Annotated in this window: 29 protein-coding genes; 11 read left to right on the forward strand and 18 right to left on the reverse strand. The window is 64.7% G+C overall.

Going from position 1 to position 26,632, the window contains the following annotated elements:
- Positions 1-9 precede the first annotated feature (9 nt).
- Together QCE73_RS30120 and QCE73_RS30125 are read left to right on the forward strand one after the other, a co-directional pair.
- Positions 10-420 carry a MarR family transcriptional regulator gene (locus QCE73_RS30120; protein ID WP_309884795.1) on the forward strand — a complete coding sequence of 137 codons (411 nt, stop codon included), beginning with the start codon at positions 10-12 and terminating at the stop codon, positions 418-420.
- A gap of 19 nt (positions 421-439) precedes the next feature.
- Entirely contained in the window at positions 440-2,209 is a 1,770-nt protein-coding gene (locus QCE73_RS30125; RefSeq protein ID WP_404989824.1) for a chloride channel protein, read from the forward strand.
- Here QCE73_RS30125 and QCE73_RS30130 read toward each other — a convergent pair.
- Complete coding sequence (locus QCE73_RS30130) at positions 2,169-3,425, reverse strand: glycosyltransferase family 9 protein (protein WP_309884796.1); 1,257 nt, start codon at positions 3,423-3,425, stop codon at positions 2,169-2,171. The genes QCE73_RS30125 and QCE73_RS30130 overlap by 41 nt on opposite strands.
- A gap of 227 nt (positions 3,426-3,652) precedes the next feature.
- On the opposite strand from QCE73_RS30130, the gene QCE73_RS30135 reads away from it, so the two are divergent.
- From QCE73_RS30135 to QCE73_RS30155, 5 genes are all read left to right on the forward strand, one after another.
- Positions 3,653-4,567: an aldo/keto reductase gene (locus tag QCE73_RS30135; protein ID WP_309884797.1), complete on the forward strand. Its 915-nt coding sequence runs from the start codon at positions 3,653-3,655 to the stop codon at positions 4,565-4,567.
- Positions 4,568-4,577: 10 nt separating this feature from the next.
- Positions 4,578-5,000 (forward strand): DUF1810 domain-containing protein, encoded by a 423-nt coding sequence (locus QCE73_RS30140; protein WP_309884798.1) that lies wholly within the window; start codon positions 4,578-4,580, stop codon positions 4,998-5,000.
- Positions 5,001-5,055: 55 nt separating this feature from the next.
- Positions 5,056-5,271 (forward strand): DUF2945 domain-containing protein, encoded by a 216-nt coding sequence (locus tag QCE73_RS30145; protein WP_309884799.1) that lies wholly within the window; start codon positions 5,056-5,058, stop codon positions 5,269-5,271.
- Between the two features lie 169 nt (positions 5,272-5,440).
- Complete coding sequence (locus QCE73_RS30150) at positions 5,441-5,878, forward strand: PRC-barrel domain-containing protein (protein ID WP_035503589.1); 438 nt, start codon at positions 5,441-5,443, stop codon at positions 5,876-5,878.
- A 59-nt stretch (positions 5,879-5,937) separates the two neighbouring features.
- A complete protein-coding gene (locus QCE73_RS30155) occupies positions 5,938-6,933 on the forward strand; it encodes an MDR family oxidoreductase (RefSeq protein ID WP_309884800.1) in 996 nt (331 codons plus the stop codon).
- A 7-nt stretch (positions 6,934-6,940) separates the two neighbouring features.
- Here QCE73_RS30155 and QCE73_RS30160 read toward each other — a convergent pair whose 3' ends face one another.
- On the reverse strand, positions 6,941-8,629 hold the full coding sequence (locus tag QCE73_RS30160) for a methyl-accepting chemotaxis protein (RefSeq protein ID WP_309884801.1): 1,689 nt from the start codon (positions 8,627-8,629) through the stop codon (positions 6,941-6,943).
- 209 nt (positions 8,630-8,838) lie between these two features.
- Here QCE73_RS30160 and QCE73_RS30165 point away from each other — a divergent pair, with 209 nt between their 5' ends.
- On the forward strand, positions 8,839-10,095 hold the full coding sequence (locus QCE73_RS30165) for an aminotransferase class V-fold PLP-dependent enzyme (RefSeq protein WP_309884802.1): 1,257 nt from the start codon (positions 8,839-8,841) through the stop codon (positions 10,093-10,095).
- 3 nt (positions 10,096-10,098) lie between these two features.
- Here QCE73_RS30165 and QCE73_RS30170 read toward each other — a convergent pair whose 3' ends face one another.
- Positions 10,099-10,977: an NAD-dependent protein deacetylase gene (locus QCE73_RS30170; protein ID WP_404989841.1), complete on the reverse strand. Its 879-nt coding sequence runs from the start codon at positions 10,975-10,977 to the stop codon at positions 10,099-10,101.
- 135 nt (positions 10,978-11,112) lie between these two features.
- Here QCE73_RS30170 and QCE73_RS30175 point away from each other — a divergent pair, with 135 nt between their 5' ends.
- Positions 11,113-12,123, forward strand: coding sequence for a zinc-binding alcohol dehydrogenase family protein (locus QCE73_RS30175; RefSeq protein WP_035503599.1), 1,011 nt, complete (start codon positions 11,113-11,115; stop codon positions 12,121-12,123).
- An 8-nt stretch (positions 12,124-12,131) separates the two neighbouring features.
- Here QCE73_RS30175 and QCE73_RS30180 read toward each other — a convergent pair whose 3' ends face one another.
- The 3 genes from QCE73_RS30180 to QCE73_RS30190 form a co-directional block, all read right to left on the reverse strand.
- A complete protein-coding gene (locus QCE73_RS30180; protein ID WP_309884804.1) occupies positions 12,132-12,530 on the reverse strand; it encodes a GFA family protein in 399 nt (132 codons plus the stop codon).
- Between the two features lie 16 nt (positions 12,531-12,546).
- Entirely contained in the window at positions 12,547-13,107 is a 561-nt protein-coding gene (locus QCE73_RS30185) for a hypothetical protein (RefSeq protein WP_035503603.1), read from the reverse strand.
- Positions 13,108-13,310: 203 nt separating this feature from the next.
- Positions 13,311-13,928 (reverse strand): OmpW family outer membrane protein, encoded by a 618-nt coding sequence (locus QCE73_RS30190; protein WP_309885280.1) that lies wholly within the window; start codon positions 13,926-13,928, stop codon positions 13,311-13,313.
- 229 nt (positions 13,929-14,157) lie between these two features.
- Between QCE73_RS30190 and QCE73_RS30195 the strand changes: the two genes are divergently transcribed.
- Complete coding sequence (locus QCE73_RS30195) at positions 14,158-14,451, forward strand: hypothetical protein (protein WP_309884805.1); 294 nt, start codon at positions 14,158-14,160, stop codon at positions 14,449-14,451.
- Positions 14,452-14,453: 2 nt separating this feature from the next.
- Here the strand turns inward: QCE73_RS30195 and QCE73_RS30200 are convergent, their stop codons facing one another.
- Both QCE73_RS30200 and QCE73_RS30205 read right to left on the reverse strand, forming a co-directional pair.
- Positions 14,454-14,960: a hypothetical protein gene (locus QCE73_RS30200; RefSeq protein ID WP_309884806.1), complete on the reverse strand. Its 507-nt coding sequence runs from the start codon at positions 14,958-14,960 to the stop codon at positions 14,454-14,456.
- A gap of 138 nt (positions 14,961-15,098) precedes the next feature.
- On the reverse strand, positions 15,099-16,067 hold the full coding sequence (locus tag QCE73_RS30205; protein WP_309884807.1) for a DJ-1/PfpI family protein: 969 nt from the start codon (positions 16,065-16,067) through the stop codon (positions 15,099-15,101).
- 186 nt (positions 16,068-16,253) lie between these two features.
- Between QCE73_RS30205 and QCE73_RS30210 the strand changes: the two genes are divergently transcribed.
- Complete coding sequence (locus tag QCE73_RS30210; RefSeq protein ID WP_187606222.1) at positions 16,254-16,943, forward strand: HD domain-containing protein; 690 nt, start codon at positions 16,254-16,256, stop codon at positions 16,941-16,943.
- Position 16,944: 1 nt separating this feature from the next.
- On the opposite strand, the gene QCE73_RS30215 is transcribed toward QCE73_RS30210, so the two are convergent.
- From QCE73_RS30215 to norR, 10 genes are all read right to left on the reverse strand, one after another.
- Positions 16,945-17,649: an extensin family protein gene (locus QCE73_RS30215; RefSeq protein ID WP_309885281.1), complete on the reverse strand. Its 705-nt coding sequence runs from the start codon at positions 17,647-17,649 to the stop codon at positions 16,945-16,947.
- Between the two features lie 2 nt (positions 17,650-17,651).
- Positions 17,652-18,707 (reverse strand): NAD(P)/FAD-dependent oxidoreductase, encoded by a 1,056-nt coding sequence (locus QCE73_RS30220; protein ID WP_309884808.1) that lies wholly within the window; start codon positions 18,705-18,707, stop codon positions 17,652-17,654.
- A 751-nt stretch (positions 18,708-19,458) separates the two neighbouring features.
- Complete coding sequence (locus QCE73_RS30225) at positions 19,459-20,268, reverse strand: c-type cytochrome (RefSeq protein WP_309884809.1); 810 nt, start codon at positions 20,266-20,268, stop codon at positions 19,459-19,461.
- Positions 20,265-21,890, reverse strand: a complete 1,626-nt coding sequence (locus QCE73_RS30230; RefSeq protein WP_035503608.1) for a b(o/a)3-type cytochrome-c oxidase subunit 1 — start codon at positions 21,888-21,890, stop codon at positions 20,265-20,267. Before QCE73_RS30230 ends, QCE73_RS30225 begins: the two co-directional genes overlap by 4 nt.
- Positions 21,880-22,446, reverse strand: a complete 567-nt coding sequence (locus QCE73_RS30235) for a cupredoxin domain-containing protein (protein WP_035503609.1) — start codon at positions 22,444-22,446, stop codon at positions 21,880-21,882. Before QCE73_RS30235 ends, QCE73_RS30230 begins: the two co-directional genes overlap by 11 nt.
- 27 nt (positions 22,447-22,473) lie before the next feature.
- The gene (locus QCE73_RS30240; protein WP_309884810.1) at positions 22,474-22,644 is read right to left on the reverse strand and encodes a hypothetical protein; all 171 of its coding nucleotides are present in this window, start codon (positions 22,642-22,644) and stop codon (positions 22,474-22,476) included.
- A 14-nt stretch (positions 22,645-22,658) separates the two neighbouring features.
- Positions 22,659-23,921 (reverse strand): cytochrome c, encoded by a 1,263-nt coding sequence (locus QCE73_RS30245; RefSeq protein WP_035503610.1) that lies wholly within the window; start codon positions 23,919-23,921, stop codon positions 22,659-22,661.
- 12 nt (positions 23,922-23,933) lie between these two features.
- Positions 23,934-24,545 (reverse strand): c-type cytochrome, encoded by a 612-nt coding sequence (locus QCE73_RS30250; RefSeq protein ID WP_051626938.1) that lies wholly within the window; start codon positions 24,543-24,545, stop codon positions 23,934-23,936.
- 271 nt (positions 24,546-24,816) lie between these two features.
- Positions 24,817-24,984, reverse strand: a complete 168-nt coding sequence (locus QCE73_RS30255; RefSeq protein ID WP_309884811.1) for a hypothetical protein — start codon at positions 24,982-24,984, stop codon at positions 24,817-24,819.
- Positions 24,981-26,582, reverse strand: coding sequence for a nitric oxide reductase transcriptional regulator NorR (gene norR / locus QCE73_RS30260; RefSeq protein WP_309884812.1), 1,602 nt, complete (start codon positions 26,580-26,582; stop codon positions 24,981-24,983). Before norR ends, QCE73_RS30255 begins: the two co-directional genes overlap by 4 nt.
- Positions 26,583-26,632: the final 50 nt, after the last annotated feature.

The raw sequence follows: 26,632 nt of genomic DNA on the forward strand, positions 1-26,632 counted from the left end.
TGGAATCCGATGAAAACCCCTCGCACGCTCGACAAACCGGACTTCGAACAGCTATCCGAATTCCGCTATCAGATGCGCCGCTTCGAGCGCTTCTCCGAACACGCCGCACAGAGCGAAGGCATCACGCCGCTGCAATATCTGCTGCTGCTGCACATCAAGGGCTATCCGGGCCGCGACTGGGCGACGGTCGGCGAACTCGCGGAGCGGCTGCAATCGCATCATCACGGCGTCGTGGCGCTCGTTACGCGCTGCGAGGCGGCCGGGCTCGTGCGCCGCGCGCCGAGCGACGAGGATCGCCGTCAGGTGCGGGTGCATCTCGAAGCGCGCGGCGAAGACGTGCTCGAACGGCTCGCCGCGCTGCATCGCGCGGAGCTGAAGTCGCTCGAAGGCGCGTTCCGCGTGCCGAGCATCGATCTCTGAATCACCTGGAGCACTGATCATGGACCATCACAAACGCGACTTTTCGGTCAACGACCGGCTGCTCAGGATCTGCGGGCTCGCCGCGATCATCGGCGGTGTCGCCACGCTCGCGGCCGTCGTGCTTCTCGGGCTCATCCATCTCTTCACGAACCTGTTCTTCTTCGGCACGTTCTCGATCGAGGATCGCTCGCCCGCGCTCAACACGCTCGGACCCTGGGTGATCGCGATTCCGGTGATCGGCGGATTGATCGTCGGGATGATGGCGCGTTTCGGCTCGGAGAAGATTCGCGGCCACGGCATTCCGGAAGCCATCGAGGCGATTCTCTTCGGCAAGAGCCGCATGTCGCCGAAAGTGGCGATTCTGAAGCCGTTGTCGTCGGGCATCGTGATCGGCAGCGGCGGGCCGTTCGGCGCGGAAGGCCCGATCATCATGACGGGCGGCGCGCTCGGCTCGCTGATCGCGCAATGCATCGACGTGACTGCCGCCGAGCGCAAGACGCTGCTCGTCGCGGGCGCGGCGGCGGGCATGACCGCCGTGTTCGGCACGCCGGTCGCGGCGGTGCTGCTCGCGGTCGAGCTGCTGCTCTTCGAATGGCGGCCGCGCAGCTTTCTGCCGGTCGCGCTCGCGTGCGCCGTCGCGGGTTTCGCGCGCGCGTCGGTATTCGGCACGGGCGCGCTCTTTCCGCTCGAAACCCAGCCGCCGCAGATGATTTCGCTGCTTTCGTGTCTCGTCGCCGGCTTGCTGTCGGGCGCGCTGGCCTCGGGGCTGTCGGCGGCGCTCTACAAGCTCGAGGACGTGTTCGGCAAGCTGCCGATCCACTGGATGTGGTGGCCCGCGATCGGCGCGGTGTTCGTCGGCATCGGCGGATACATCGAGCCGCGCGCGCTCGGCGTCGGCTATGACGTGATCGGCGACCTGCTGCATCAGCACATCGCGATCAAGGTGGCGCTGTCGATTCTCGCCGTGAAGGCGATCATCTGGGTCGTCGCGCTCGCCTCGGGCACGTCGGGCGGCGTGCTCGCGCCGCTCCTGATGCTCGGCGCGGGCCTGGGCACCGCGCTCGGCGCGATCCTCCCCGGCCACGACGCCGCGCTCTGGCCGCTCGTGTGCATGGCCGCGACGCTCGGCGCGACGCTGGGCGCGCCGCTCACCGCGATCGTCTTCGCGTTCGGCCTCACGCACGATGCGAACGCGCTCCTGCCGCTGCTCGCCGCGACGCTCGTCGCGCACGGCTTCGCGACCGTCGTGATGAAACGCTCGATCATGACCGAGAAGATCGCGCGGCGCGGCTATCACATCTATCGCGAGTACGGCGTGGATCCGCTGGAGCGTCATCACGTCGATGAAGTCATGACGCGCGACGTGCTGACGATCGACGCCGCCACGCCTCTCACCGACGTGCTCGCGAAGCACTTCGGGCCGCATCAGGTGCATCGCGCGTATCCGGTCGTGCGTGACGGCGTGCTCGTCGGGATGCTGGATCGAGCGGCGCTCGGGACGTTGAACGAAGCGCAGGCGGGTGTGAGCATCGGCGAGGCATTGCAGCGGCTTCAGGCCGCGGCGCCGGTCTTCGCGCTGCCGGGCGAACCGTGCCGCCTCGCCGCGACGCGCCTCGCCGTGCACGAACTGGAACGCCTGCCGGTGGTCGCGGACAAGCAGTCGTTAAAACTCGTCGGCATCGTGTCGCGCAGCGATCTCGTCAAGCCCGCGCGCGCGCACTTCGACGAGGAACATCGGCGCGAGCGATTCAGGGGCTTTCGGCGAACGCCTGCGTTGAGAAAGCACTGAGGTCGGCCTGCAGGTCGGCGAGCGGCTGAGTCCAGTTGCCGAGTTCGGTCTGTCGATAGAGACGCATCGACGGATACCACGGCGTGAAGCGCTGACAGTCGAGCCAGCGCGCATCGCATGCCTGCGACAGCAGCACCCACACCGGTCGATTCAGCGCACCGGCCAGATGCCCCGAACCCGTATCGATGGTGACGAGCAGATCGAGCTTTTCGAGCACGCGGGCGGTGTCGCCGAAGGTCGAGAGACAGGGCGCCATGTCGGTCACGCCGTGGCGGTGCATGACGGCGCGCTCTGCTTCGCTGATCTCGCCTACCTGCAGCGAGTAGAAACGGCAGGCGCGGTTCGACAGCATGGATTCGAGACGGCTGAGCGGAATCGATCGATACGGCTCCTGACGCACGCCGCTCGCGCTTTGCCAGATCAGGCCGATTTTCGGGCGCTTCGTGCCGTCGCTCAGCAGCGCGCTCGCCTCGTCGGATAACTTCTTGGCCGGATCGATGGCGATACGCGCCGCCGGATTCTCAGCCGGAAAGTACGGCGAGCGCTGATAGCGCGCGTAGAGACTAAAGCCGAAGGTAAAGCGATCGCAGCGTTCGAGTCCGATCGCGCGCTGTTCCTCCGTGGCCAACGTCAACGGCACCGCATCGCTGTGCCGGAAAACCTCATCCCATCCCGGGAAATGCTCCACGACGACTTCCCGCGCGCCGTCGCGAAGCAGCAGATCGACGTAGCGCGAAAATTGCACGAAGTCCCCGAACCCGCCTTCGTAGTGGACGTAAATTCGCATGCCCGCGACGGGTTCCTCCATGCCGAGGAGTTTTTCCAGCGGTGTGGCCTGCCACAGGGGATGCTCTCCCAGAACGAGGCGATAGAAGGCGTCGGCGTAAGCGGGGCCGCGAATCATGCGGTGTCGCTGGTTCGCTTCGTGAAACCTGCCGAGGATGAATTGCACGATCGAAAGCTCTTCGCTGATGAGATAGCGATTGAAATGAGACAGCGCCTTGTCGGCCAGAGCGCGTTCCAGATGCTTTTCGGCTTCGGCGTGCAGGCCGGCGAAACTCAGGTCGATACCGAGCTGGCCGATATGGCAGCCGGGATCGCCGGACGCCGACAACTTCGTCGCGAGGGCTTGCGCCTCGCCGGCGCGGCCGGCCTTTCGGAGCGTGCGGATCAGTTCCAGCGGCTCCATGTGTTGCAGGTCATTCGAATGGGTCATGATGTTACGAACTGAGATCGCCGGAGACGGCCGGCTATGCTAATTCTTCCAGGCGTCCGAACCGCAAAAATGCGTAACTTCAAGGTAGGCGCAGCGGCTCGGGGATGGAAACGAAATTGCGTCATCGTGCTTTTCCGGAAGCGAAAGAATCGAATGGAACGCCTTCGAGGAGGAACTCGCGACATGCCCTTCCGCCCGCCGAATCGCGCGATCTGCGCGCACCGCTCATGACCACTCGCCGCGACTTTCTCCGCGTGACCGCCGCCGCGCTCGCCGCCCGATCGGCTCAATCGGCCCAGGCCGCCGAACCGCCCGCCCCGCTCATGCAGAAGCGTCCCATCCCTTCGACCGGCGAGCCTCTGCCCGTCGTCGGTTGCGGCACCTGGCGCACCTTCGATGTCGACGATGACGCAGCGCGCCGCCGCGAGCTTGCCGAAGTCCTGCGCGTGCTTTTTGCGGCGGGCGGCTCGGTGATCGATTCATCGCCGATGTACGGTTCCTCCGAAGCCGTCGCGGGCGCGCTGCTCGCGCAATCGCATACGCGAGACAAGGCGTTCATCGCCACCAAGGTCTGGACCGACGGACGCGAGGCCGGCATCGCGCAGATGGAGCAGTCGATGCGCCTGTGGCAGACCGATCGCATCGACCTCATGCAGATTCACAACCTGCTCGACTGGCGCACGCATCTCGCCACGCTGCGCGACTGGAAAGCCGCCGGCAAGATCCGCTATATCGGCGTCACGCACTACACGTCCGGCGCGTTCCCGCAGGTCGAGGCGGTGCTGCGCTCGGAGCGCATCGATTTCGTGCAGATCAACTACGCCGCCAACGACCGCGACGCCGAAGCGCGCCTTCTGCCGCTCGCCGCCGAGCGCGGCGTCGCGGTGATCGTCAATCAGCCGTTCGGCGGCGGCTCGCTGCTCGCGAGCCTGCGCAACCGGCCCTTGCCCGCCTTCGCACAGGAACTCGGCTGCGCGTCGTGGGCACAGCTTCTGCTCAAATTCGTGCTGGGCAACGCCGCCGTGACCTGCGTGATTCCCGGCACGGGACGGCGCGAATACATGATCGACAACGCGCGCGCGGGCATCGGCATCTATCCCGACGCGGCGATGAGACAGCGCATCGCCGATGCAGTCGCGTAAGGAGAAAACCATGAGCGATCCCTACGATCTTCAGCGTTTCGTCGACGCGCAGGAAAGCGTCATCGACGACGTGCGCGCCGAGCTTTCCGCCGGCCGCAAGCGCACGCACTGGATGTGGTTCGTGTTCCCGCAGATCGCCGGCCTCGGGCACAGCGCGATGGCGCAGCACTACGCGATTTCATCGCGCGACGAAGCCCGCGCGTATCTCGCGCATCCCGTGCTGGGCGCGCGGCTCGTCGAACTGACGCGCATCGTCAACGGCGTGCAGGGGCGCAGCGTCAGCGACATCTTCGGCTATCCGGACGACATGAAATTTCATTCGTCGATGACCCTGTTCGCGCACACGGCCGACGACGCCGATGTCTTCAACGAAGCACTGCGCCGCTATTTCGAAGGTCGCGGGGACGAAGCCACGCTGTCGCGTCTTCAATGACGGGCATGGCGGTTGCGTCTGCTGAAACGTCCACATTCTTCAGGAGGCGTGCGCCATGAGCCGATCCTTCAAGCTGCACGATCACGTCCGCTGGAACACGCCGCAAGGCGAGACGACCGGGCATATCGTGCGCATCGTCACCGAGCGCACGACGCTCGACGGTCATACCGTCAACGCGTCGCACGACGATCCGCACTTCGAGGTCGAAAGCGACAAGAGCGGCAAGCGCGCGGTGCATAAAGCCGACGCGCTCACGCGTCTCACGCACTGAATCCGCAAACGCCACGCGCCGCACGTTCGCACTAATGCAGTGCGCGCGGCGCAACCCGGCACCGTTCCTGCAGAAACCACGATTAACGTTCAAACTTCTACCGCGCTGGAAGCTTGAATCGCGCATTTCCATTGAACCGGTTTGCCCAATCCTTTGAGGAATCGAACCAATGAAATCGAAACTCGTGGCACTGCTCGTTGCATCGTCGGCACTTGGCCTGACTTCCACGGCATCGTTTGCCCAGGTCGCGGGCGCTCAACCGCTCGGCGTATCGGTCGAGGTATCGACGGCCATCATCGATGGCTGGAGCGTCAAAAAATCCATCCTCAACAAGCCCGTCGTGAACGATCAGGGACAACGCGTCGGCGTGATCAATGACATCATCGTCGCGCCGGACAAGTCCGTTTCGTTCGCGATCATCGCGGCGAACAAGTTCCTCGGCGTGGCGCGCCACGATGTCGCGATTCCGATCGAGCAGCTCGATGTGAAAAACGGCCAGTTCGTGCTCGCGGGCGCAACCAAGGACGCGATCAAGGCGCTGCCCGAGTTCCAGTACAACAAGGTGAAGCCGACGCCGAAGCCGCGCGCGGAATTCGAGCATCATTAAGCTTGACCGGAGGCGGCCGCGCGCCGCCTCTTTTGCCTGACCTCAACCGGAAACCGCCGATGTTCAAAGCCCTCATGCTCGACAAACAGGACGACCGCACGGTCGCGTCCATTCAGTCGATCGACGAATCGCGCCTGGCTTCGTCCGTCGATGGCGGCGACGTGCTCGTGCGCGTCGAGTTCTCCACGCTCAACTACAAGGACGGCCTCGCGATCACCGGCCGAGTGCCGGTCGTGCGCACCTGGCCGATGGTGCCGGGCATCGACTTCGCGGGTGTCGTCGAAACGAGTTCGCATCCGGACTACCAACCCGGCGACAAGGTCGTGATGAACGGCTGGGGCGCGGGCGAAACGCACTGGGGCGGGCTCGCGCAGAAAGCGCGCGTGCCGGGCGATCATCTGATCGCGCTGCCCGAAAACATTACGACGCGCCAGGCGATGGCCATCGGCACCGCCGGCTATACCGCGATGTTGTGCGCGCAGGCGCTGGAAAAATACGGCGTCGGCCCGAACGACGGCGACGTGCTCGTGACCGGCGCGAACGGCGGCGTCGGCAGCTTTGCCGTCGCGATTCTGGCGAAGCGCGGCTTTCGCGTGATCGCATCGACGGGCCGTCCCGAGGAAGCCGAGCGGCTGCGCGCGCTGGGCGCGGCGGATATCGTCGAACGCGCGACGCTTTCGGAGCCCGGCAAGCCGCTGCAGAAGGAACGCTGGGCGGCGGCCGTCGATTGCGTCGGCAGTCATACGCTCGCGAATGTCTGCGCGAGCTTGCGCTATGGCGGCGCGGTCGCGGCGTGCGGGCTCGCGCAAGGCATGGATCTGCCCGCGTCGGTCGCGCCGTTTATCCTGCGCGGCGTCGCTCTGCTGGGGGTGGACAGCGTCTACGTGCCGCGCGATCGGCGCATCGCGGCATGGAAGGCGATCGCCGATGAAGTGCCGGTCGCGACCATCGAAAGCGTCGCGACCGCCATTCCTCTCGCCGACGCGCCCGAGGTCGCCGCGCGCTTGCTGCGCGGCGAAGTGAAGGGGCGCGTGATCGTCGATGTGAACGCCTGAACCCGCGTCAGAAGGTGCTCCAGCCGTCGGCGCTCACGGGCTTCGCGGCTGCAACCTGAGCGACGCGAGGCGCGGGCTTCTTCGCAGCCGGCGCACGCGCCACGCTCGGCGCGGCCCGTGTGAACGTCGGCGTTTGCGCGTCCACGGTGAAGAACGCCACCGCCTCGTTGAGCCTGCGTCCCTGCTCTTCCAGCGACGACGCAGCCGCCGCCGCTTCCTCCACGAGCGCCGCGTTCTGCTGCGTGACTTCGTCCATCTGCGTGATGGCCTGATTCACCTGCTCGATGCCGCGTCCCTGCTCCGACGACGCCGCCGCGATCTCCTGCATGATGTCCGTCACGCGCGCGACGGCCTGCGTCACTTCGGCCATCGTCGTGCCCGCTTCGCCTGCCAGCATGGAACCGTCGCGCACCTTGGCGGTGGAATCCGTGATCAGTTCCTTGATCTCCTTGGCCGCCGTCGACGAACGCTGCGCCAGGCTGCGCACTTCGCTCGCGACGACCGCGAAGCCGCGGCCCTGCTCGCCCGCCCGCGCCGCTTCCACGGCTGCGTTGAGCGCGAGAATATTGGTCTGGAACGCGATGCCTTCGATGATCCCCGTGATCTCCGCGATCTTGCCCGAGCTGTCGCTGATGCCGTTCATCGTCTCGACCACGCGGCCGACGACATCGCTGCCCTTCTTCGCGATATCCGATGCATTCGACGCAAGCGTGCTCGCCTGCTGCGCGTTCTCGGCGTTCTGACGCACGGTGGACGTGAGCTCTTCCATGCTCGCCGCCGTCTCCTGCAAGGACGCGGCCTGTTCTTCGGTGCGCTGGCTCAGATCGGTGTTGCCGGTCGCGAGCTCCTTCGCCGCGCCGCCGACCGCGCCACTGCTTTCGCGCACGCGGCCAACGGTTTCGGTGAGACGCGCGTTCATCGTCGCGAGCGCACGCAGCAGGTCGCCGGTTTCGTCCTTCGTTTCGGCGACGATATGGCTCGTCAGATCGCCGCGCGCCACCGTCTGCGCGATGCCGACCGCCTCGCCGATCGGCGTCGTGATCGAGCGCGTGATCGCGATGCCCGCAGCGACCGCGAAGAGCGCCGCCGCCGCGCAGAGCGCGACCAGCACGTTGCGCTGCATCTCGTAGCTGGCTGCGTCCGCGCGCACGATGTCCTCGCGGCGCGAGGCGGTGTAGGTCGCGTAATCGTCGGTGGCCTTCACCAGTTGCGCGAGCAGCGGGCGGCATTCGTCGTCCATCTTCTGGATCGCCTCGTCGCGCTTGCCCGCGAGCGCGAGTCCGACGATATTCGTCGCGACCGGCCCGTATAAGCTTTCCACGCGTCCCATCTCGGCGACGAGGCTCTTCGCCTTTTCGCTGGTGTCGGTCGCGGCGGCGATCATGTCGTTGAGCTGCTTTAGACGCGCCTTCACGTCTTCGTGCGCGCGCAGGACATCGGCTTTCTCGAGATCGAGGTCGGCCTGCCTGGTGACGAGCACGAGATTGCGCGCGGCGATCGCGCGGCGGTCGACAGCCGCGCGAATCTGACTGGCCACGTCGGCTCGCGCGTTGATACCGTTCACATAGTGCGCGAAGCCGTCCGTCGCGACGGACAGCGCGCGCAGGGACATACCTGCCACAAGCACGACCAGTACAGCCAGAATACCGAATCCAGCGACCAACTTATTTTTGATCGTGATGTTCTTGAGGTTCATGTTTTGGGTTCTCTCTCAGGGTCCGTTCAGGGGGACATAGCGGCGCCATCTCGACGCTCTTCTTGCTGATTACGGCCCCGCCGCATTTGCTCTGAAGGGAAAAGATGCAAATAGTCTGCACTTTGTCCAAGCCGATCGGTAATCCCATTACCATGCACCATCAACGCTTCGAGTAACTATTTCCTCTCCTCTACGAAACGCTCAGAAAGATGCCCGATATCCTCGACTACCGCACACCCGAATTCGAAGCCGCGCTCGCGGCGCTGCCGCCCACGCCGGGTGTCAACCTCGCCACCGATGAAAATTACTGGGACGCGGTGCGCGGACTGTGGCGGCAATCGGATGCGCTGATCAATCTGGAGAACGGCTTCTGGGGTGCGATGACCGAGCCGGTCAAGGCGATGTTTCATCACTGGACCGAGCGCGTGAACCACGAGACGACATTGCTGATCCGTCCGCATCTGATGACGCTGTATCAGGGCTTGCGCGAGCGCGTCGCGAAAGAGATGGGCTGCGCGGTCGAGGAAATCGAGCTGACGCGCAATGCGACCGAAGCGCTGCTCGCGCTCATCAGCGGCTACAACCGCCTCGCGCCCGGCGACACCGTGCTCTACAGTGATCTCGACTACCCCTGCGGCAAGGACGCGATGGAATGGCTGCGCGAGCGGCGCGGCGTCACGCCCGTGCGCATCACGATGCCCGAACCTGCGACGCGCGAAGCCGTTCTCGAAACCTACGCGAAGGCCTTGAGCGCGCACCCGCGCACGCGGCTCGTGCTGCTCTCGCATGTGTGCTTCGCGACGGGTCTCGTGCTGCCGGTCGCGGACATATCGGCGATGGCGAAGGAAGCCGGCGCGGACGTGATCGTCGATGCGGCGCATTCGTGGGGCCAGCTCGATTTCGACGTGCCCGACCTGAACGCGCAGTTCGCCGCGCTGAATCTGCACAAGTGGATCGGCGCGCCGCTCGGCTGCGGCGCGATCTATATCCGCAAGGGACATGTCGCGTCGATCGATCCGTATTTCGGCGACCGCACCTGGCCCGCCGACGATATCCGCGCGCGCGTGCACACCGGCTCGCCGAACTTCGCCGCGTGGTTCACGCTGCCGGCGGCGCTGGATGTGCATCGGGCGATCGGGTCGATGGCGAAGGAAGCGCGTTTGCGTGCCTTGCGCGATGCCTGGGCGAAACCCGCGCGCGAGTTGCCCGGCGTGCAGATCATGACGCCGGACGATCCGTCGATGACCGCCGGCATCACCGGCTTCCGGCTGCACGGACGCGCGACGAAAGCAGGCTGCGATGCGATCGTCGCCGCGCTGCGCGAGCGCTTCGGCGTGTTCACAGTGACGCGCCCCGGTCCCGATTCGGGCGAAGTCGTGCGCGTGACGCCCGCCCTGTTCTCGCGCATGTCGGATGCGCAACGCCTGCTCGAAGGCATCGAAGCGCTGTCGCGCGAATCGAAGTAGCCGCTAGCCCGCCACCGGCCGCGCATCGAGGCGCTCGATCAATCGTTCGAGCGCCTCCGAGCACGGCGCTTCGACTTTCAGCGCGAGGAGCGCATCGGCGCGCGTCTTGCCGATGTTGATCGCCGCGATCGGCTTGCCGCTCTTCGCGGCCCACTCGCAGAAGCGATAGCCCGAATACACCATCAGCGACGAGCCGACGACGAGCATCGCGTCGGCGGCTTCGAGCGAGCGCGCCGCATCGTCGACGAGCACGCGCGGCACGCTCTCGCCGAAGAACACCACGTCGGGCTTGAGCACGCCGCCGCAGCGTGTGCAGCCGGGTACATCGAACGATGCGAAGTCGAGATCCTCGATATGCGCATCGCCATCCGGCACCGCGGGCGCGGTATAACCGATGAAATCCGGATTCGCCGCTTCGAGCATGCGCTGCACCGCCGCACGCGTATGCCGCTCGCCGCATTCGATGCAGCGCACCCGCCCGATATTGCCGTGCAACTCGATCACATCGGGATTGCCCGCACGAATGTGCAGCCCATCGACATTCTGCGTGACGAGCCGATGCACCCGCGAACGCGCATCGAGCGCCCGCAGCGCGTGATGCGCGGCGTTCGGCTGCGCGTTCTGCACGACCGGCCAGCCGATGAGACTGCGCGCCCAATAGCGGCGGCGCGCGTAATCGGAGCCGAGAAAATCTTTCAGCAATATCGGCGCGCGGCCCGTGCGCTGGCCCTCGCGGTCGCGATAACAGGGAATGCCCGATTCCGTGCTGATGCCCGCTCCCGACAGCACGAAAAGCCGCGGATGCCGCTCGACGAATTCATGAAGCTGCTGCACGTGCCGTCCTTTTTGCGTGTTTTGCGGGGTTCGCTCTGGTGGAAATATAAGGCGAAACCGCACGCGCCGCTGGCCGCGATTCTGGCCTTACCACTTTTTCGATATCGAAATTGGCTTGACCAAATCGACGGGCATCGTTAGATTGTCGAACGCCCCACTCCAAAGACACCACGAGACAAAAGCATGCTGACCGTCATCTGCGAAACGCCCGGAACCCTGAAAGCCGAACAGCGCGAGAAGCCGCGGCGCGGCGAGAACGAAGTGCTGCTGCGCGTGAAGCGCGTCGGCGTGTGCGGCACCGACCTGCACATCTTCACCGGCAATCAGCCTTATCTCTCCTATCCGCGCGTGATGGGCCACGAGTTGTCCGGCGTGATCGAGGAAGCGGACCCGGCGAGCGGCCTGAAGGCCGGCGACACCGTCTACGTGATGCCCTATCTGTCGTGCGGCGAGTGCATCGCGTGTCGTCAGGGCAAGACCAACTGCTGCGTGAACATCCAGGTGCTCGGCGTGCATCGCGACGGCGCGTTCACCGAATATCTGAATCTGCCCGCGCAATTCGTTCACAAGGCCGAGGGCGTCACGCTCGATCAGGCCGCGATGATCGAATTCCTCGCGATCGGCGCGCACGCCGTGCGCCGCGCGGACGTGAAGCCGGGTCAGCGCGTGCTGGTCGTCGGCACGGGTCCGATCGGCATGGCGGCGATCACGTTCTCGCGTCTGCGCGGCGCGAACGTGACCGCGCTCGACACGCGCGAAGACCGCCTCGCGTTCTGCAAACGCGAGCTGAAAGTGGACGCCACCGTGCAGATCGGCGAGCACGACAAGCAGGCGCTGTCGGCGCTCACGAACGGTGAATTCTTCGATGTGGTCTTCGACGCGACCGGCAATTCGCGCGCGATGGAACGCGGCTTCGAGTTCATCGCGCACGGCGGGAAGTACGTGCTGGTGTCGATCGTGCCGGATCGCATCTCGTTCGCCGATCCCGAGTTCCACAAGCGCGAGGCGACGCTGCTCGCGAGCCGCAACGCGACGCCCGAGGACTTCGAGACCGTGCTCGCGGCGATGCGCAAGGGCGAAGTGCCCACCGATGCGCTCAACACGCATCGACTGACGTTGAGCGATGTGCCCGAGCAATTCGCGTCGCTGCTCGATCCGAAGGCGGGCGTCGTGAAGGCGATCGTCGAGTGCTGATGGTTTGATCAGGGCGCGCCGCGTGCAAAGCGCGGCCGCCCTTGCGCGTCGTGCCAGGGCTCGGCGCTCTTGCACCAGATTTCGTATTGCGGCGGATAAAGACCGGTCTCGTCGAAAATGCCGGTCGGCACTTCGATTTCATCGACACCGTCGAACGCCAGATAGACCGGCGAGCCGCACGACGGGCAGTGATGCCGTTTGCCTGTCGTCGAACTCTCCCATTCCACCGTAGCGCCCGTGACGTGAAACGCGTCGCGCGGAAAGATCGCATAGACGCCGAACGGCGCGCCGTGAATGCGCCGGCACGTCATGCAGTGGCACAGATTCACTTCTTTCGGTTCGCCCACGACACGCACGCGCACCGCGCCGCATGCGCATCCGCCTTCGTGGATCGGCTGGGCGTTCATGCGGCGCTGCGAGGGTTCATCGCGTGAAGTAGCCGCGATTCTGCATGCACTCGCTGTAGGCTCGCCAGTAGCGCGTCATCGGCGGTTCGGGCGGCGGCAGCGGCGGCATCTTCATGTCGCCGCCGTAGATCGCATCCGATGCGCCGGACGCGCCAGCCGCCATCGATGCCGGCACCGCAGGCATGCCGGGCATCGGACCGGACGCGCCGGGCAATCCGGACGCACCCGAGACTCTCCCCGGCGGCAAGCTCGATGCCGCGATCGCCGCCGAAGCGCCCGATGCCGGCGCGGCAGCGGAAGCCGCGAGCGCACCCGACGCGCCCGCCGGCAAAGGCGGTTCGAGCGGACGCGGCGGCGTCAGCACGCGCGTTTCACGCTGGGCGTCGCGTGGCGGCGTCTGTGGCTCGCGCGCGACGTTCACCTTGGTCGTCTGATTGGCATAACCGTAGCAGGCGGCGTTATCGACCGATTGCTGCCACGCGCTCTGGCTGCGTCCGGGCAGGGCGAGCGGCTGTTGCGCGGCAGCGGCGCCACACGCCGCGAGCAGAGCGATTCCCGCGTAAGTGGAAGGTCTCATTGGCTTGCAGTTCCCCGATGCGGTTTTATTAGTCGTTGCAGCTCACGCACCGTTCGCGCATGCGCGAGCGGCGCGAGTCTGCGCCGGGCCTGCTGCAAAGGATACCGCGACCGCGAAACCGTCCACGCCAGAAGCACCGGTATCTTCCGCCAATTTCCAGACGGAACGCGGGGCGGCGCACACTCGCCGGGACAACGCGCGCGTCAGAACTTCATGCCGACGCCGATACCGACGACCCACGGATCGATCTTGAGCGAGCCGAGATCCGCGCCGTCCGCCGACGCGCTCGTGCGCATCCAGATCTTCTTCAGGTCCGCGTTGACGAAGAGATTCTTCGCGACCTGCACATCGACGCCCGCCTGCAGCGCCGGGCCGAAGCTGCTGTGTCTGATCGACACCGGCGTGTCGCCCGCCTTCAGCTTGTCGTTATAGAAAACCGTGTAGTTCACCCCCGCGCCGACATACGGACGCACACGGCCCGCGTGATTGAAGTGGTATTGCAGGAGCAGCGTCGGCGGCAGCACGTTCACGCCGCCAAGCCCGCCGATATTCGACGTCACCTGATGCCGCGACGTGGCAAGAATCAGTTCGACGCCGATCTCGTCGCGGATCATGTAGGTGAAGTCGAGTTCGGGCACGATCGCGTTGTTCACATCGACACCGAGCGTGCCGAGTGCGCCGCCCGCGTGCACATCCGGCTGGATGCTGATTGCGCGCAGACGCACCAGCACATCGCCGGCGTGGATGCCGCTCATCGAATCACTCGACGATGCATCGTCCGCCGCGTGCGCCACGCCCCCAAACAAGGACGCGCATGCCATCACCATTGCCCCGAAGACTGTCTTCATTTCTAGCTTTCCCACGTTAAAGACGGGGATTCTCGCGGGCGGGCGCGCACACGCCATTGACGGCGCTCAAGGCGTGAGCACACGCGCGCAGCCAACGGCGACAAGGCTTGAGCAAGGACAACCGTGCGATCGAACGCCGCAACCGGCGGGTCCGCACTTTGCTAGAAGAAGGGAAAGTACAAGCTACAAAGGGAGGCAGCAGATGAGACCCACACTCGGCACACTTGGGCGCATGACGGGGATTCTGCTCGGCGGCACGCTGGCCGTTGTGGCGAGCGCTCAGCAAGCGCCGCAAAAACCGAACAAGCTCGAATACGACAGCACGCCCGCGTATCAGGAGAAAAACGTCACGCCACCTGCGACTGCGGCCGCAAACGCGAGCGATGCGCTGAAGACGCGTCCGGGCAAGACGTCATCGGGCAAAGGCGCCGCGCCCGACCGGCCGAACGGGATCGGCTTCGATGCGGGCGCAAGCGGCATGGGCAAGAAGCAATAAGGTTACGCGTCGGTGGGTTTGTCGGGCCACGGCCACGTCGAATAGCGCGATGGCTTCTCGGACTTGGCCTTGCCCTTTTGTTTCTGCGGCGCGGGAGCCTGCGCCTTCGCCGCATGCGCAGGCTCCGCGCTTTCCGCCGTCTCCGGCAACGCTTCGCCGAACCATGGCACTTCCTTGCGACGCTCTTCCACGTACGCATCCCAGCCCTTCGCGTTGTCCGCGAAGAGATCGTGCTTCACAGTGTTGGCGAGCAGCGCGCGATTGAGCGTTTCGTCCAGCAGCGCTTTCGGCCACACGAAGAACGCGCCCGATGCGCGGCGGATGAAATCGCGCGGCGCCGTCTTCGGGTCGATGAAGCCGAGCAGCGTAAAGCCTGCAAGCGCGTCGTTGCCCTTCACCGCTTCGCCGATGCTCGCGTATTCGTCGGCGCATTGGCTCAGGCAAAACACCGACTCAAGCACGTCGCCGAGGTGCAGCAGCAAAGCGCGTCGTTCGTAGGGATCTTGCATGGCGGTCTCATGATTCGTCATTCGCTGTTCCGATATGTCGAGGGTGGATTCTGCGGCGCGCACGCACTGCCGCACGTGCCGCGTTCATCACGAATTTTAACGAACTCGGCGTGACACGTCGGCGCGCGATCGTGCGAGTCACTTCGTGAAGCGTGTGCGAAAACTCAGCCGATAGTCGTTCGGCGACACGCCGAGCCGTCGCGTGAACACGAGCCGCATGCGATCCGCCGTGCCGAAGCCGCAATCGTAGGCGACGGTTTTCAGCGGCGTCTCGCTACTTTCGAGCACATTGCGGGCCGCGTCGACGCGCGCGCGTTCGACGAACTCATGCGGCGTCATCTGCGCGAGCTGCACGAAGGCGCGCGCGAAGTTGCGCTCGCTCATGCCGGCGACGTTCGCCAGTTGCGCGACCGACAGCCGCTCGCCGATATGCTCCATCACATACGCCTGCACTTTCGCGACCGGCGATGTTTCGTCGGCGGGCGCGCTCAGATACGGGCTGAACTGCGACTGGCCGCCGCGCCGCTGCGCGAACACGACGAGGCGCTTAGCGACCGCTAGCGCGACCTGCGCGCCGTGATCTTCGGCGACGAGCGCGAGCGCGACATCGATGCCCGCCGTCACGCCCGCCGACGTGACGAGCCTGCCGTCGCGCATGTAGATGCAATCCAGCTCGACGCGTGCGCGCGGAAAACGCTCCGCGAGGCGCGGCGCGTTCTGCCAGTGCGTGGTCACATCGCGGTCATCGAGCAGGCCCGCGTGTCCGAGCGCAAAAGCGCCCGTGCAGATCGAGCCGTAGCGCTCGCAGTGCGAAGCGACATCGGCGAGCCAGGCGGTCAGACGGGGATCGGGATCATCGACGGGAAGCGCCGGGCCGCCCGCGACGAGCGCGGTGCCGTAGCGTCGATCCGCTTCATCGAAAGACAGATCCGCGACGAGCCGCGTGCCGTTCGATGCGCGCACGATGCGCTCTTCCGGACCGACCAGCGTGATCTCATACGCGCTCGACGGCGCAATGAAGCCGTTCGCTTCCGCGAATACATCGACGGGACCGGCCACATCGAGCGCCTGCACGCCCTGGAAGATTGCGATCGCAACTGTACGCATCGAATGGAAGGTCCGTGATGAGCGCGCATGGCAGAAGACGGCGTGCGCCTGGCAGGCTTCGACGCGTCGTTTCGATTGAGACGTGAAGGCGTTTTGACGAGACTAAAGGCATCCGACGCGCTGCGCGATTTTAGCAACGCACAGGCATTCGCGTCTTCGATCGACCCTTATCACGGAGCCATACTCATGAGCGAAATCATCGCAGGCATCAGGATTCCCGACAGCCAGATGGCGCGCGAAGCCACGCAACTCGTGCGCGATACCGAACCCGATCTGCTCTACAACCATTCGCGCCGCGTGTTCCTGTTCGGCGCGCTCGCGGGCGAACGCAAGCAACTGAAATACGATCCCGAACTGCTCTATATCGGCGCGATGTTCCATGACATGGGTCTGACCGAAGCGTACAGCAGCGCGCACGATCGCTTCGAAGTCGATGGCGCGAACGCCGCGCGCGATTTTCTGCGTCAGCATGGCATCGGCGAATACGAGATCGAGCAGGTGTGGGACGCGATCGCGCTGCATACGACGCCCGGCATTCCGCAGTACAAGAAGCCGGTGGTCGCGCTCGTCACGGCGGGCGTCGAGATGGATGTGCTCGGTCTCGCCTACGATGAATTCAGCGCGGATCAGCGGCGTCTCGTGGTTGCAGCGCATCCGCGCGAGACGAACTTCAAGGAAGGCATCATCGATGCATTCGCGAAAGGCACGATCGGCAAGCCCGAATCGACCTTCGGCAACGTCAAGGCCGATGTGCTCGCGTTGAAGGACCCGAACTACAGGCGGCTGAATTTCTGCAGCATCATCTTGGGTTCGGCATGGAACGATCAGCCTCACGATCACGCGACGTGCCGCGATCCGGCGCATCGTCACGCGTGATTCAGCGGCAGATTCGATACGGTCCCATGTCGACGTGAAAGTGCGTCTCGTGCAGCGCGTTGTAATCGGGGCCTAACGTGGTTGCGAATGCGTGGCACGCGCCTTCGTGAACGCGGCGCAGAAACTGTCCGTCGGGCGAGGCCGCATCGTCCCAGCGCGCGAGCGTGATGCGGCGTCCGTCGTCCAGCACGAAGCCCGTGAGATCGATGGCGTTCGCGCTCGCATGCTGGCTCAGCGCGGCGTCCTGCTGATGATTCACGTTGCGGCACGCATAGCTCCCGACATGCTCGATGCGCGCGACGCGCTCGCCGTAGAATGCGAGCGCTGCGGGCTGAAGATACTGATGCTCGAAATACGCGATGCCGAGCGCGAGCGGACACGTCGCGAGAAACGGCGAACTGAAACGCAGGTCGTCAGTCTGCGTGACGCGCACCACGTCCTTGAGCGCACAACCGCCCTGCCCCGTTGCATCGGCCATCTCGCGATAGACGAGACCGGAGCGCGCGAGCGCGGCGTCGCAGAGTTGCGCGTCGTGCATCGTGCGCCATAACCTGAAGCGCGTGAGCGGACCTTGCGGCGCGCGCACGTCGAGCGGTGCGAAGGGATCGTAGCGCTCGGGCAGCGCGATGCGCCTCGAATAGATCGCGTAGCCGACCATCGCCGCGCCGGCGAGCGATGCCAGCAACAGCCACGCGACGATGCGCACGATCAAGCGTCGTCGGTTGCGTGCGCGGCGTTCACGCGCTCGGCGAGCTTCGCGTCGTAACTCGAATGCACGTGCACGCGCTTTTTCTCGGGATACGCATACGAATAGGCCTTGCGCAACGCGAGCGACGCTTCATGGAAGCCCGACAGAATGAGCTTCTGCTTGTTCGGATAGTTGGCGATATCGCCGACCGCGAAAATGCCCGGCCGCGACGATTCATAGTTCGACGTATCCACTCCGATGCGTCCGCCGCGCACATCGAGATTCCACGTGGCGATCGGCCCGAGCTCCGACACGAGACCGTAGAGCGCGACGATCTTGTCCACGGCGATATCGGTCGAGCCTTCCACCTGCTTGATGCGCACACCGCGCAGCGTGTTATCGGGCGCATCGAGCGATTCGATCATGCCGACGACGAACTCCATCTCGCCTGCTTCGACTGCGCGCTTCATGGTCGCGACGGAGTTCGCTGCGGCCGAGAAGCCGTTGCGCCGATGCACGAGTGTGAGTTTCTTCGCGATGCCTTTCAACGCGAGCGCCCAGTCGAGCGCCGAATCGCCGCCGCCCGCGACGATGACTGACTTGTCCGCGAAATCGGCCGCGCGCGAGACGCTGTAGTGCACGTCCTTGCCTTCGAGCGCCGCGGCTTCGGGCAATTGCAGCCGCTGCGGCACGAACGCGCCGTTGCCCGCGGCGATCAGGATTGCGGCGCAGTCGAACGTCATGCCGCGTTCGGTCGTCACCGTCCAGCGATGATCGTCCTCGCGCTGTGTGACGGACTGCACGCGCTGGTCGAGATGGATCGGGACGTCGAAGGGGCGAATTTGCTCCAGCAGGCGATCGACGAGCTCGCGGGCGGTGCAGGAAGGGATCGCGGGGATGTCGTAGATCGGTTTGTCGGGATAGAGCTCGATGCATTGCCCGCCGATGCGGCCGAGCGTATCGACGATCTGGCATGTGAGACCGATCACGCCTGCCTCGAAGGCGGCGAATAGGCCTACCGGGCCTGCGCCTATGATCAATACGTCGGTTTTTATCGCTTCGCTTTGAGGGTCCATTTCGGGTTTGCTTTCCTTGGCTTTGCTGAAATTTTCAGCATTCTTCGGGCCACGATACAGAAAGCGTTTCGTTCGGGCAATGAAGTCCCTGTTTGCTTAGCGGCGATTTTTTTTCGGGGAATCCTGTTTTCTTGTCGGTCTATTGGCACTGCCCCTCCCCGGGGCGGGGGTCACTTTCTTTGCTGCTGCAAAGAAAGTAACCAAAGAAACAGCTTCTCACCGCCCGCGGTCACACGCACGTTGGCCATGCTTGCCAGCCCGCAGTGGCACTCGCCTAAGTGTCGCCCTCGAAGGCCCAATCGGGCTTGGCTCGCGCACGGTCTGCCGCGCTAGTTGTTTTCGGGCGCTGGTTCAGCACGAAAGAGTTCCGGCACAGCGCTACGCGCTGCCGTTGGGCATGCAAGGGAAACCGTCGAAGAGGGAGCGCACGCAGACCCGAATGACCCATCGGCCGCGTAGCGGGCCGGAGCTATTTGGTGCTGAACCAGTTTGTTGTGTGGTGCGATGTTTCAGACCGTGCGCGGTCCAAGTCTTTGTCTGCTTGCGGGGGCACTCGCTACAGCCGGGCCATTCAGCAAATCGCCTGTGCCGCGGCCGGTGTGAAGTGCTTAGGCTGGGGATAGCTGTTTCTTTGGTTACTTTCTTTGCAGCAGCAAAGAAAGTGACTGCCGCCCCGCACAGGGGCAGTGTTAATAGACCGACACGAAATCAGGATTCCATAGAAGCACAAGCAACCTCCCCCAAAAACCCCTCACTTCACATTCGCATTCAACTCCCTCGCGTAATACATCGCCGCAGCATCGATCTCCTCCGACGTCATGTTGCGCGCAACATTGCGCATCACCCCATCGATATCATTCGTCCGAGTGCCGTTAGCGAACGCAACCAACTGCGACTTGGTATAAGCCGCCGGCAAGCCATCGAGCCAGGGGCTGCCCGCCTTGCTATCGATGCCTCCATGACAAACCGCACATGGCACGACATTACGCATCGGCGCCCCATGCGCGACGATCGACGGCGCGAGCGCCTCGCTCACCTTGCGCTGCGCAGGCGGCCGCGGCAGGCTCGCGTAGTAAGCCGCGAGATCGCGCATATCCTGATCGCTCAGGTTCATCGCCATCGGCGACATCACCGCGCTATTACGCGCGCCCTTCTGAAAATCGATCAACTGCTTGTAAATCACCGACGCATACTGCCCCGCGAGATTCGGCGAATTCGCGTCGCTCATGCCGCGCTCGCCGTGGCACATCGTGCACCGCAAGGCGAGCGTCGCGCCGCGTCCGACCGAATTCGCGCTCACGTTGACGAGCAACTGCGGCGTGACCTCGACGCTCGTGAGCTTCACCTTCGGCTCGACGGCCGTGCCGCCCTCATACCAGTCGCGCGGCACGCCCGCCGCGCTGCAGATCGCATTCCAGATGCCGGTGAATGGCGCGTCGCGATGCACCGAGGGCAGCCATACGAAACCGATCAGCGCCGACACCACCGCAATGGCGATCGTCCCCAATACGCTGACGGCGAACCAGCGGTTGCGGAATGTGAAGAGGCGTTCGTCGCTCATCGCTGCGCTCCGATCGGCACCGCAGGCACCGCCGTGTCCGAGCGCGCGAGCAACTGCGCAATCGGATAGCCGTAGTTGACGAGCGTCAGCCCGATCATCAGCACGAGCCACAGCGCGAAACTGTTCAACGCCACAGGAATCGTGCGCGGCTCATGCACCGCGCGGCTGAAGCGGAATTCCTCGATCGCCGTCTGCGGCGCGCGATGCGCCTTGATCAGCACGATGAAAAACAGCACCGCCGACACGACCAGAATCAGCCCGCCCACCACCGAAATGACCACCGAGAGCGCCTGCGCGGCGATCGCCGGATCGCTGTAGTCGTAGAACGCCATGCGTCGCGGCATCCCCAGAATGCCGACGAAATGCCACGGGAACGTGAGCACGATCATGCCGATGAACCACAGCCACAACTGCCAGCGCATCAGCTTCACGCTCTGCAGCGCGCGGCCCGTCAGATGCGGCCACAGATCGTAGGCGATCACGAAGTACATGATGACGATCGCCCCGCCGAAGATCAGATGAAAATGCCCCGTCACCCACTGCGTGTTGTGGACCGTCGAGTCGAGCTGATAGCTCATGTTGATGAGCCCGCCCGCGCCGCCGAAACCGAGCATCACGAAGGAGAACGCGACGGCCAGCATCATCGGGTTGTCCCACGGCAGCGCCTTGATCCAGCCGAGCGGCCCGCGTCCGCCGCGCAGCCGCGCCGCGATCTCCACCGATGCGCTGATCGTGAACACGGTCAGCAGCGTCGGCACGGCGACGAGCGCGGTGAACACCGAGTGCATGAACTTGAAGCCCGAGCCGACTTGCGGATCGGCGAAAAGGTGGTGAATGCCGATGGGCATCGACACGACGAGAAACAGGATGAACGAGATGCGCGCCATCGAATCGCTGTAGAGACGGCCGCCGATTGCACGCGGAATGATCGTGTAGTACGCGATGTACGCCGGCATCAGCCAGAAGTAGACGATCGCGTGCAGCGTCCACGAGAAGAACACGCGCGCGAGGCCCGCGTCGATAGTCGACTTCCAGCCGATGGCCACGGGCAGGATCATGAACAGCACTTCGATCGCCGCGCCCACCGCCGTCCAGCCCCACAGATACGCGCCGGCCACGGTCGCGAACATCGCGAGCGGCACCGGCTTGCCGCGGTTCTCGCGCTTCCACGACGCGAGGTTCACCGACATCAGCGCGACCCACACCCACGAGCCGACCACCACGAACACGACGCCCACGTAATAGAACACGTTGCCGATCATCGGCGGATAGAAGGTGTACAGCACCGACGCGAGGCCCATCGCGACGGGCACCGTCGCCGTCACCGCACCGATCGCGACGAGCCAGAAGCCGAGCCACGCCCAGCGCAGCCCGACGAGCGGGCGCTTCAGCGCAAGTTCGCTGACCGCGTAGCCGAAGCCCATCGCGATGAGCGTCGGGAACGCATAGCCCATCACGGTGCCGTGCTCCGTCACCGAGCGATAGTAGAGCTCGGGATTCTGCAGCCACGGATGCAGCGGACTGCGCACGAGCATCTGCCACGCGCCGAGCAAGAGCGCGACGCCGAAGGCGATGAACGCCAGCCAGAAATGCGCGAGTACGAGGCGCTTGCTATTGAACACAGGACACTCTCCGCGAATTGGCCGGCATCTTGTCGGCCATCTGCATGAATTCGGCGCGGTCCACCACCTTCACGTGCGCCCACATGTTCTGATGCCCGGTGCCGCAGTACTCGTGGCACGGCATCAGATGCTCGCCGGGCTTGTCGAAAGTCGTCTTGAACGTCGAGACGTAGCCCGGCTCCAGCATCGAATTGATATTCGTGTCGGTGATCAGAAAGCCATGCACGACATCCGAGCTCGTCGCGCGGAACGTCACCGGCACGCCCGCGGGCACGACAAGGCACTGCGGCGTGAACGAATACTGCTGCGCGACGATGCGCACCGTCACCGAGCCGTCCGTCTCCGGCGCGGTGCCGAGGTTGCTTTCGATGAATTCGCCCGATACGTGCAGCGTTTCGGGGCGAATCGTCTCGACGCGCGACGGCGGCATCATCGCCCAGTGCAGGCCGGTGTAGACGACCATGCCGACCAGCACGACGACGATCGCGAGAACGAGAATCGCCCAGCGCCGTTCGACCCGTTCGGCGACATCGTGCGAGCTTGGATTGATGGCCATATGCGATGCCTTAATGAACCTTGCGAATCATTGAATCACGCCACGCGGCAGGAACACGGCGAAGTAGAAGACGAACCAGAGGCCGATCACGATCGCGGTCGAGATGCCCGCGAGCGCAATCGCGCCCGATGGGCCGCGCTTCACGATTTCGTCGAGCTTCGCGTCCTTGTTCGCGATTTCATTCGGGTCTTCGGTCATGGTGTCGTCGATGCTCAATAAAGTGGCGCCGAACGCAGCTCGTTCACTTCCTTCACGGTGACCGGCGCGCCGTGGTTGCCCCACGCGGTGCGGATATACGTGACCACCGCCGCGACCTCGACATCCGAGAGCGACTGCGCGAACGGCGGCATGCCGTAGGGCTTCGGGTTCTTGAAGGTGCCGGGCGGATAGCCGCCGTTCAGCACCATGCGGATGGGGTTCACGGCCGAGTTCATCTCGATCGACTGATTGTTCGCGAGCGGCGGGAAATCGGGCGGCTTGCCCTGGCCCTGCGCGGCGTGGCATTCGGCGCATTGCGCGTCGTAGATCTTCTTGCCGAGCGGCGAGAGGCTCGTCTTTTCCTCGGCGACCGCCTGGCTCGGCGGCGCGGATTTATCGCCGGAACGCGCGGGCAGCGCTTTCAGATAGACGGCCATCGCGCGCACGTCTTCCTCTGTCAGATATTGCAGGCTGTCGTAGACGACTTCGGCCATCGGCCCGTAGACCGCGCCGCGATTCGATACGCCCGCATGCAGAAGACCGACGATGTCGTCGAGGCTCCAGTCGCCCAGCCCCGCTTCCTTGTTCGACGTGAGCGAAGGCGCGTACCAGTTCTGAATCGGGATCAGGCCGCCTTCGAACGCCTTCGATTTCACGTTGCCGCCGAGCGCGTTGATGGCCGTATGGCACATCGAGCAATGTCCCAGACCTTCCACCAGATAGGCGCCGCGATTCCATTCGACCGACTGCGACGCATCGGGCTTATACACGCCTTCCCTGAAGAAAAGCGAACGCCACCCGAGCAGAAGCTCACGATGATTGAACGGAAAGCGCAGCTCGTGCGGACGGTTCGGCTGATGCACCGCCGGCGTGGATATCAGGAATGCGTAGATCGCATCGGAATCGGCGCGCGTGACGTTCGTATAGGACGTGAAGGGCATCGCCGGATAGAGCAGCGAGCCGTCGCGCGACTTGCCCGTGTGCATCATCGTGTAGAACTCTTCGGCGGTCCATTTGCCGATGCCCGTCTCCTTGTCCGACGAGATGTTGGGCGTATAGAGCGTGCCGAAGGGCGTGTCCATCGGGCGGCCGCCGCCGAATGTCTTGCCCGCGGGCACCGTATGACACGCGATGCAGTCGCCCGCGCGCGCGAGATATTCGCCGCGCTTGACGGTGGCCGCGTCCGCGCCTTGCGCCACAGCGTGTTCGATCGGCGCGGCGCACGCCGCCAGGAAGACCGCGACGGTCAGCGCTCGGAAATGTCGAAATCGGAGCACGTCGGGTCCTCGTTAGTTATGGACGCTGCCGCACGCGAGCGGCATCTTGAACGAGCCGGCAGCGACCGGCACCGGGTCCGACGGCGCGGGCAGCGACGCGAGATACGCCGCGATCGCGGTGATGTCGCGGTCGTTCAGCAGCTTCGCGACCTGCCCCATGCAGTCCGGCGCGACGGTCGAGCGCGTGCCGTAACGCCACGCGCCGAGTTGCGCGCTGATGTAGTCGGCATGCAGGCCGAGAAGGCCGGGGATCGCGGGCTCCATGCCCGTCATCGATGCGCCGTGGCAGCTTACGCAGGCGGGCACCTTGCGCGACGCATCGCCTTTCGTGACGAGCGTCTTGCCGAGATCGAGCGTCTTCGCATCGACCCTGACGGGCGCGGGCGGCGCGAACGGCGGGCGCTCGCTCGCGAAGTAATCGGCGATCTGCTTCAGGTACGCGTCGGGCAGATACGCGAGCAGGTAGTTCATCGGCGGATACTTGCGCCGGCCGTCGCGAAACGCGAGGAGCTGGTTGTACAGATATCCGGCGGGCTTGCCGGACAGACGCGGGAAATAGTCGTTGTCGGTGCCCTCGCCGTGCGCGCCGTGACAGGCCGCACAGCCCATCACACGGGCCTGCATGGTATCGGGCGCGCGTTCGAGTGCCGCGTCCGCCGCGAACGCGCCGAAGCTGAAAAACGCGAAAAGCGCGGATAAAAAGAAACCGCAGAGCTTTGCCACGTTTCGCACGTAACCCCCGTTGTCGATTTGCCGTGTTCGAGTTGCCGGACGTGTGAGGCATGCATCCGACGCGGTTCTTCAGGGCGCTGCGATGTTCTTGGTGCCGATGGGTTGCGCTTGGCTTTTCTGATCTTAGAAGAGAGCGCCCGTTTTTCCCAGCTTGGCGATTGTCTCAATGCACGACGCCGACGCGCTTGACACAACTCAATGTTTTTTGCGTTTGAACAATGAAACGCATTTTTTTGAGACAGTAAATTGCTTGAGTGCCATCGGCTAAGGTTTTCGGATCGCGGCTTTGAACGATCGGCGCGATCATTTCAAGATACGTGATGCCGTTCACTTGAGGCCGAGACGCCTGGCGAGCCGATTGAGATTCGCGCGATCCAGACCGAGCTCGCGCGCCGCCGACGCCCAGTTCTGGTTGTGACGCTTCAGCGCGTCGAGGACGAGCGAGCGCTCGTAGGCCGTCACCGCGTCGCGGAAATCCGTGCCTGGCGCGGGCAACGGCGATGCCTGCGCCGGCGGTGCGCTGTCCGCGGCCATCACGCGGTCGCCATTGAGCGATAGATCGGCGGCGGTGAGCGTGAGGATGCGCGGACGTTCCCGATGCGCCGCCAGCGCCTTCAACGCGCTGCGCCCGATCAGATGCTCCAGTTCGCGCACGTTGCCGGGCCAGCGATACGCGAGCAGCGCGGCCTGCGCGTCGGCGGAAAGGCGCAGGCTGAGCAGGCCGAGGCGCGAGCGGTTCTCTTCGAGAAAGTAACCCGCGAGCAGCAGGACATCGCGTCCGCGCTCGCGCAACGGCGGCACCACGAGCGGATACACCGACAGGCGATGATAGAAATCCGCCCGAAAGCGCCCTTCGCGCACTTCCTCGGCGAGATCGCGATTGGTTGCGGCGATGAGCCGCACATCGACCTTGTGCTCGTTGTCCGAACCGATGCGCTGCAACTGCCCGTTCTGCAGCACGCGCAGAAGTTTCGCCTGGACGGGCAGCGGCAGTTCGCCCACTTCGTCGAGAAAGAGCGTGCCGCCGTCGGCGAGCTCGAACTTGCCGCGCCGGTCCGACGACGCCCCCGAGAAAGCGCCGCGCACGTGCCCGAACAACTCGCTCTCGACGAGCGTATCCGGCAGCGCCGCGCAATTCAGGCTGACGAGCGGCTTGTCGGCGCGCGGCGACAGCGCGTGGATCTCGCTCGCGACGAGTTCCTTGCCGACGCCGGTCTCGCCGGTGATGAGCACGGTCAGTTCGCTCGACGCGACGATCGCGATTTCCTCCAGCAAGCGGTTATGCGGCCCGCTGCTGCCGATCATTTCGCGCCGCCGCGGCCCGCTCGCCTGCCGGTAGACCTCCGCGCGCTGACGCTCGGCCTCGCCTCGTTTCGCGAGCGTATCGATGCGCTCGGCCACGCGCACCGTCGCCGCCGCGAGGCTGAGAAACGCCTGCAGCGAAGCCATGTCGATGTTGTCGAAGCGCGCCGGATCGAGCGCGTCGAGCGTCAGCAGGCCCCAGGCGCGCCCGTCGATGAGGAGCGGGCAACCGAGGCAGTCGTGCACTTCGAGATGGCCGCTCACGCCCTTGACGAGGCCGTCGTAGGGATCGGGAAGATCGGAGCTGGCGGCGAAGCGCGTCGGCGCCTCCTGCGCGAGGATGCGCGCGAATCGCGGATGTTCGCTCACGCGAAAGCGCCTGCCGAGCGTATCGCTCGACAAACCGTCGATGGCGAGCGGCACCAGCGTGTCGCCGTCGAGCCGCAGCAGCGCGGTGGCGTCGCCGGGAAAGAGCGCGCGCAGCGTGTGCAGCAAGCGGCGGTAGCGCTCGGTCTCGGGCATCTCGCTCGACAGGTCCTCGATCAGCGGAACGAGCGCGTCGAGCAACACTCGCGAAGTCATTGCGACTACTTCTGTAGTCTTTTGGACTAGAGTCGAATCGACCATGAATCTCAATAAGCGATTGATTTAGCTACGATTCTACTCTGGCACGGTTC

Origin of the sequence: Caballeronia sp. LZ029, from assembly GCF_031451275.1 — a bacterium.
GTDB classification, from domain to species: Bacteria; Pseudomonadota; Gammaproteobacteria; order Burkholderiales; family Burkholderiaceae; genus Caballeronia; species Caballeronia jiangsuensis.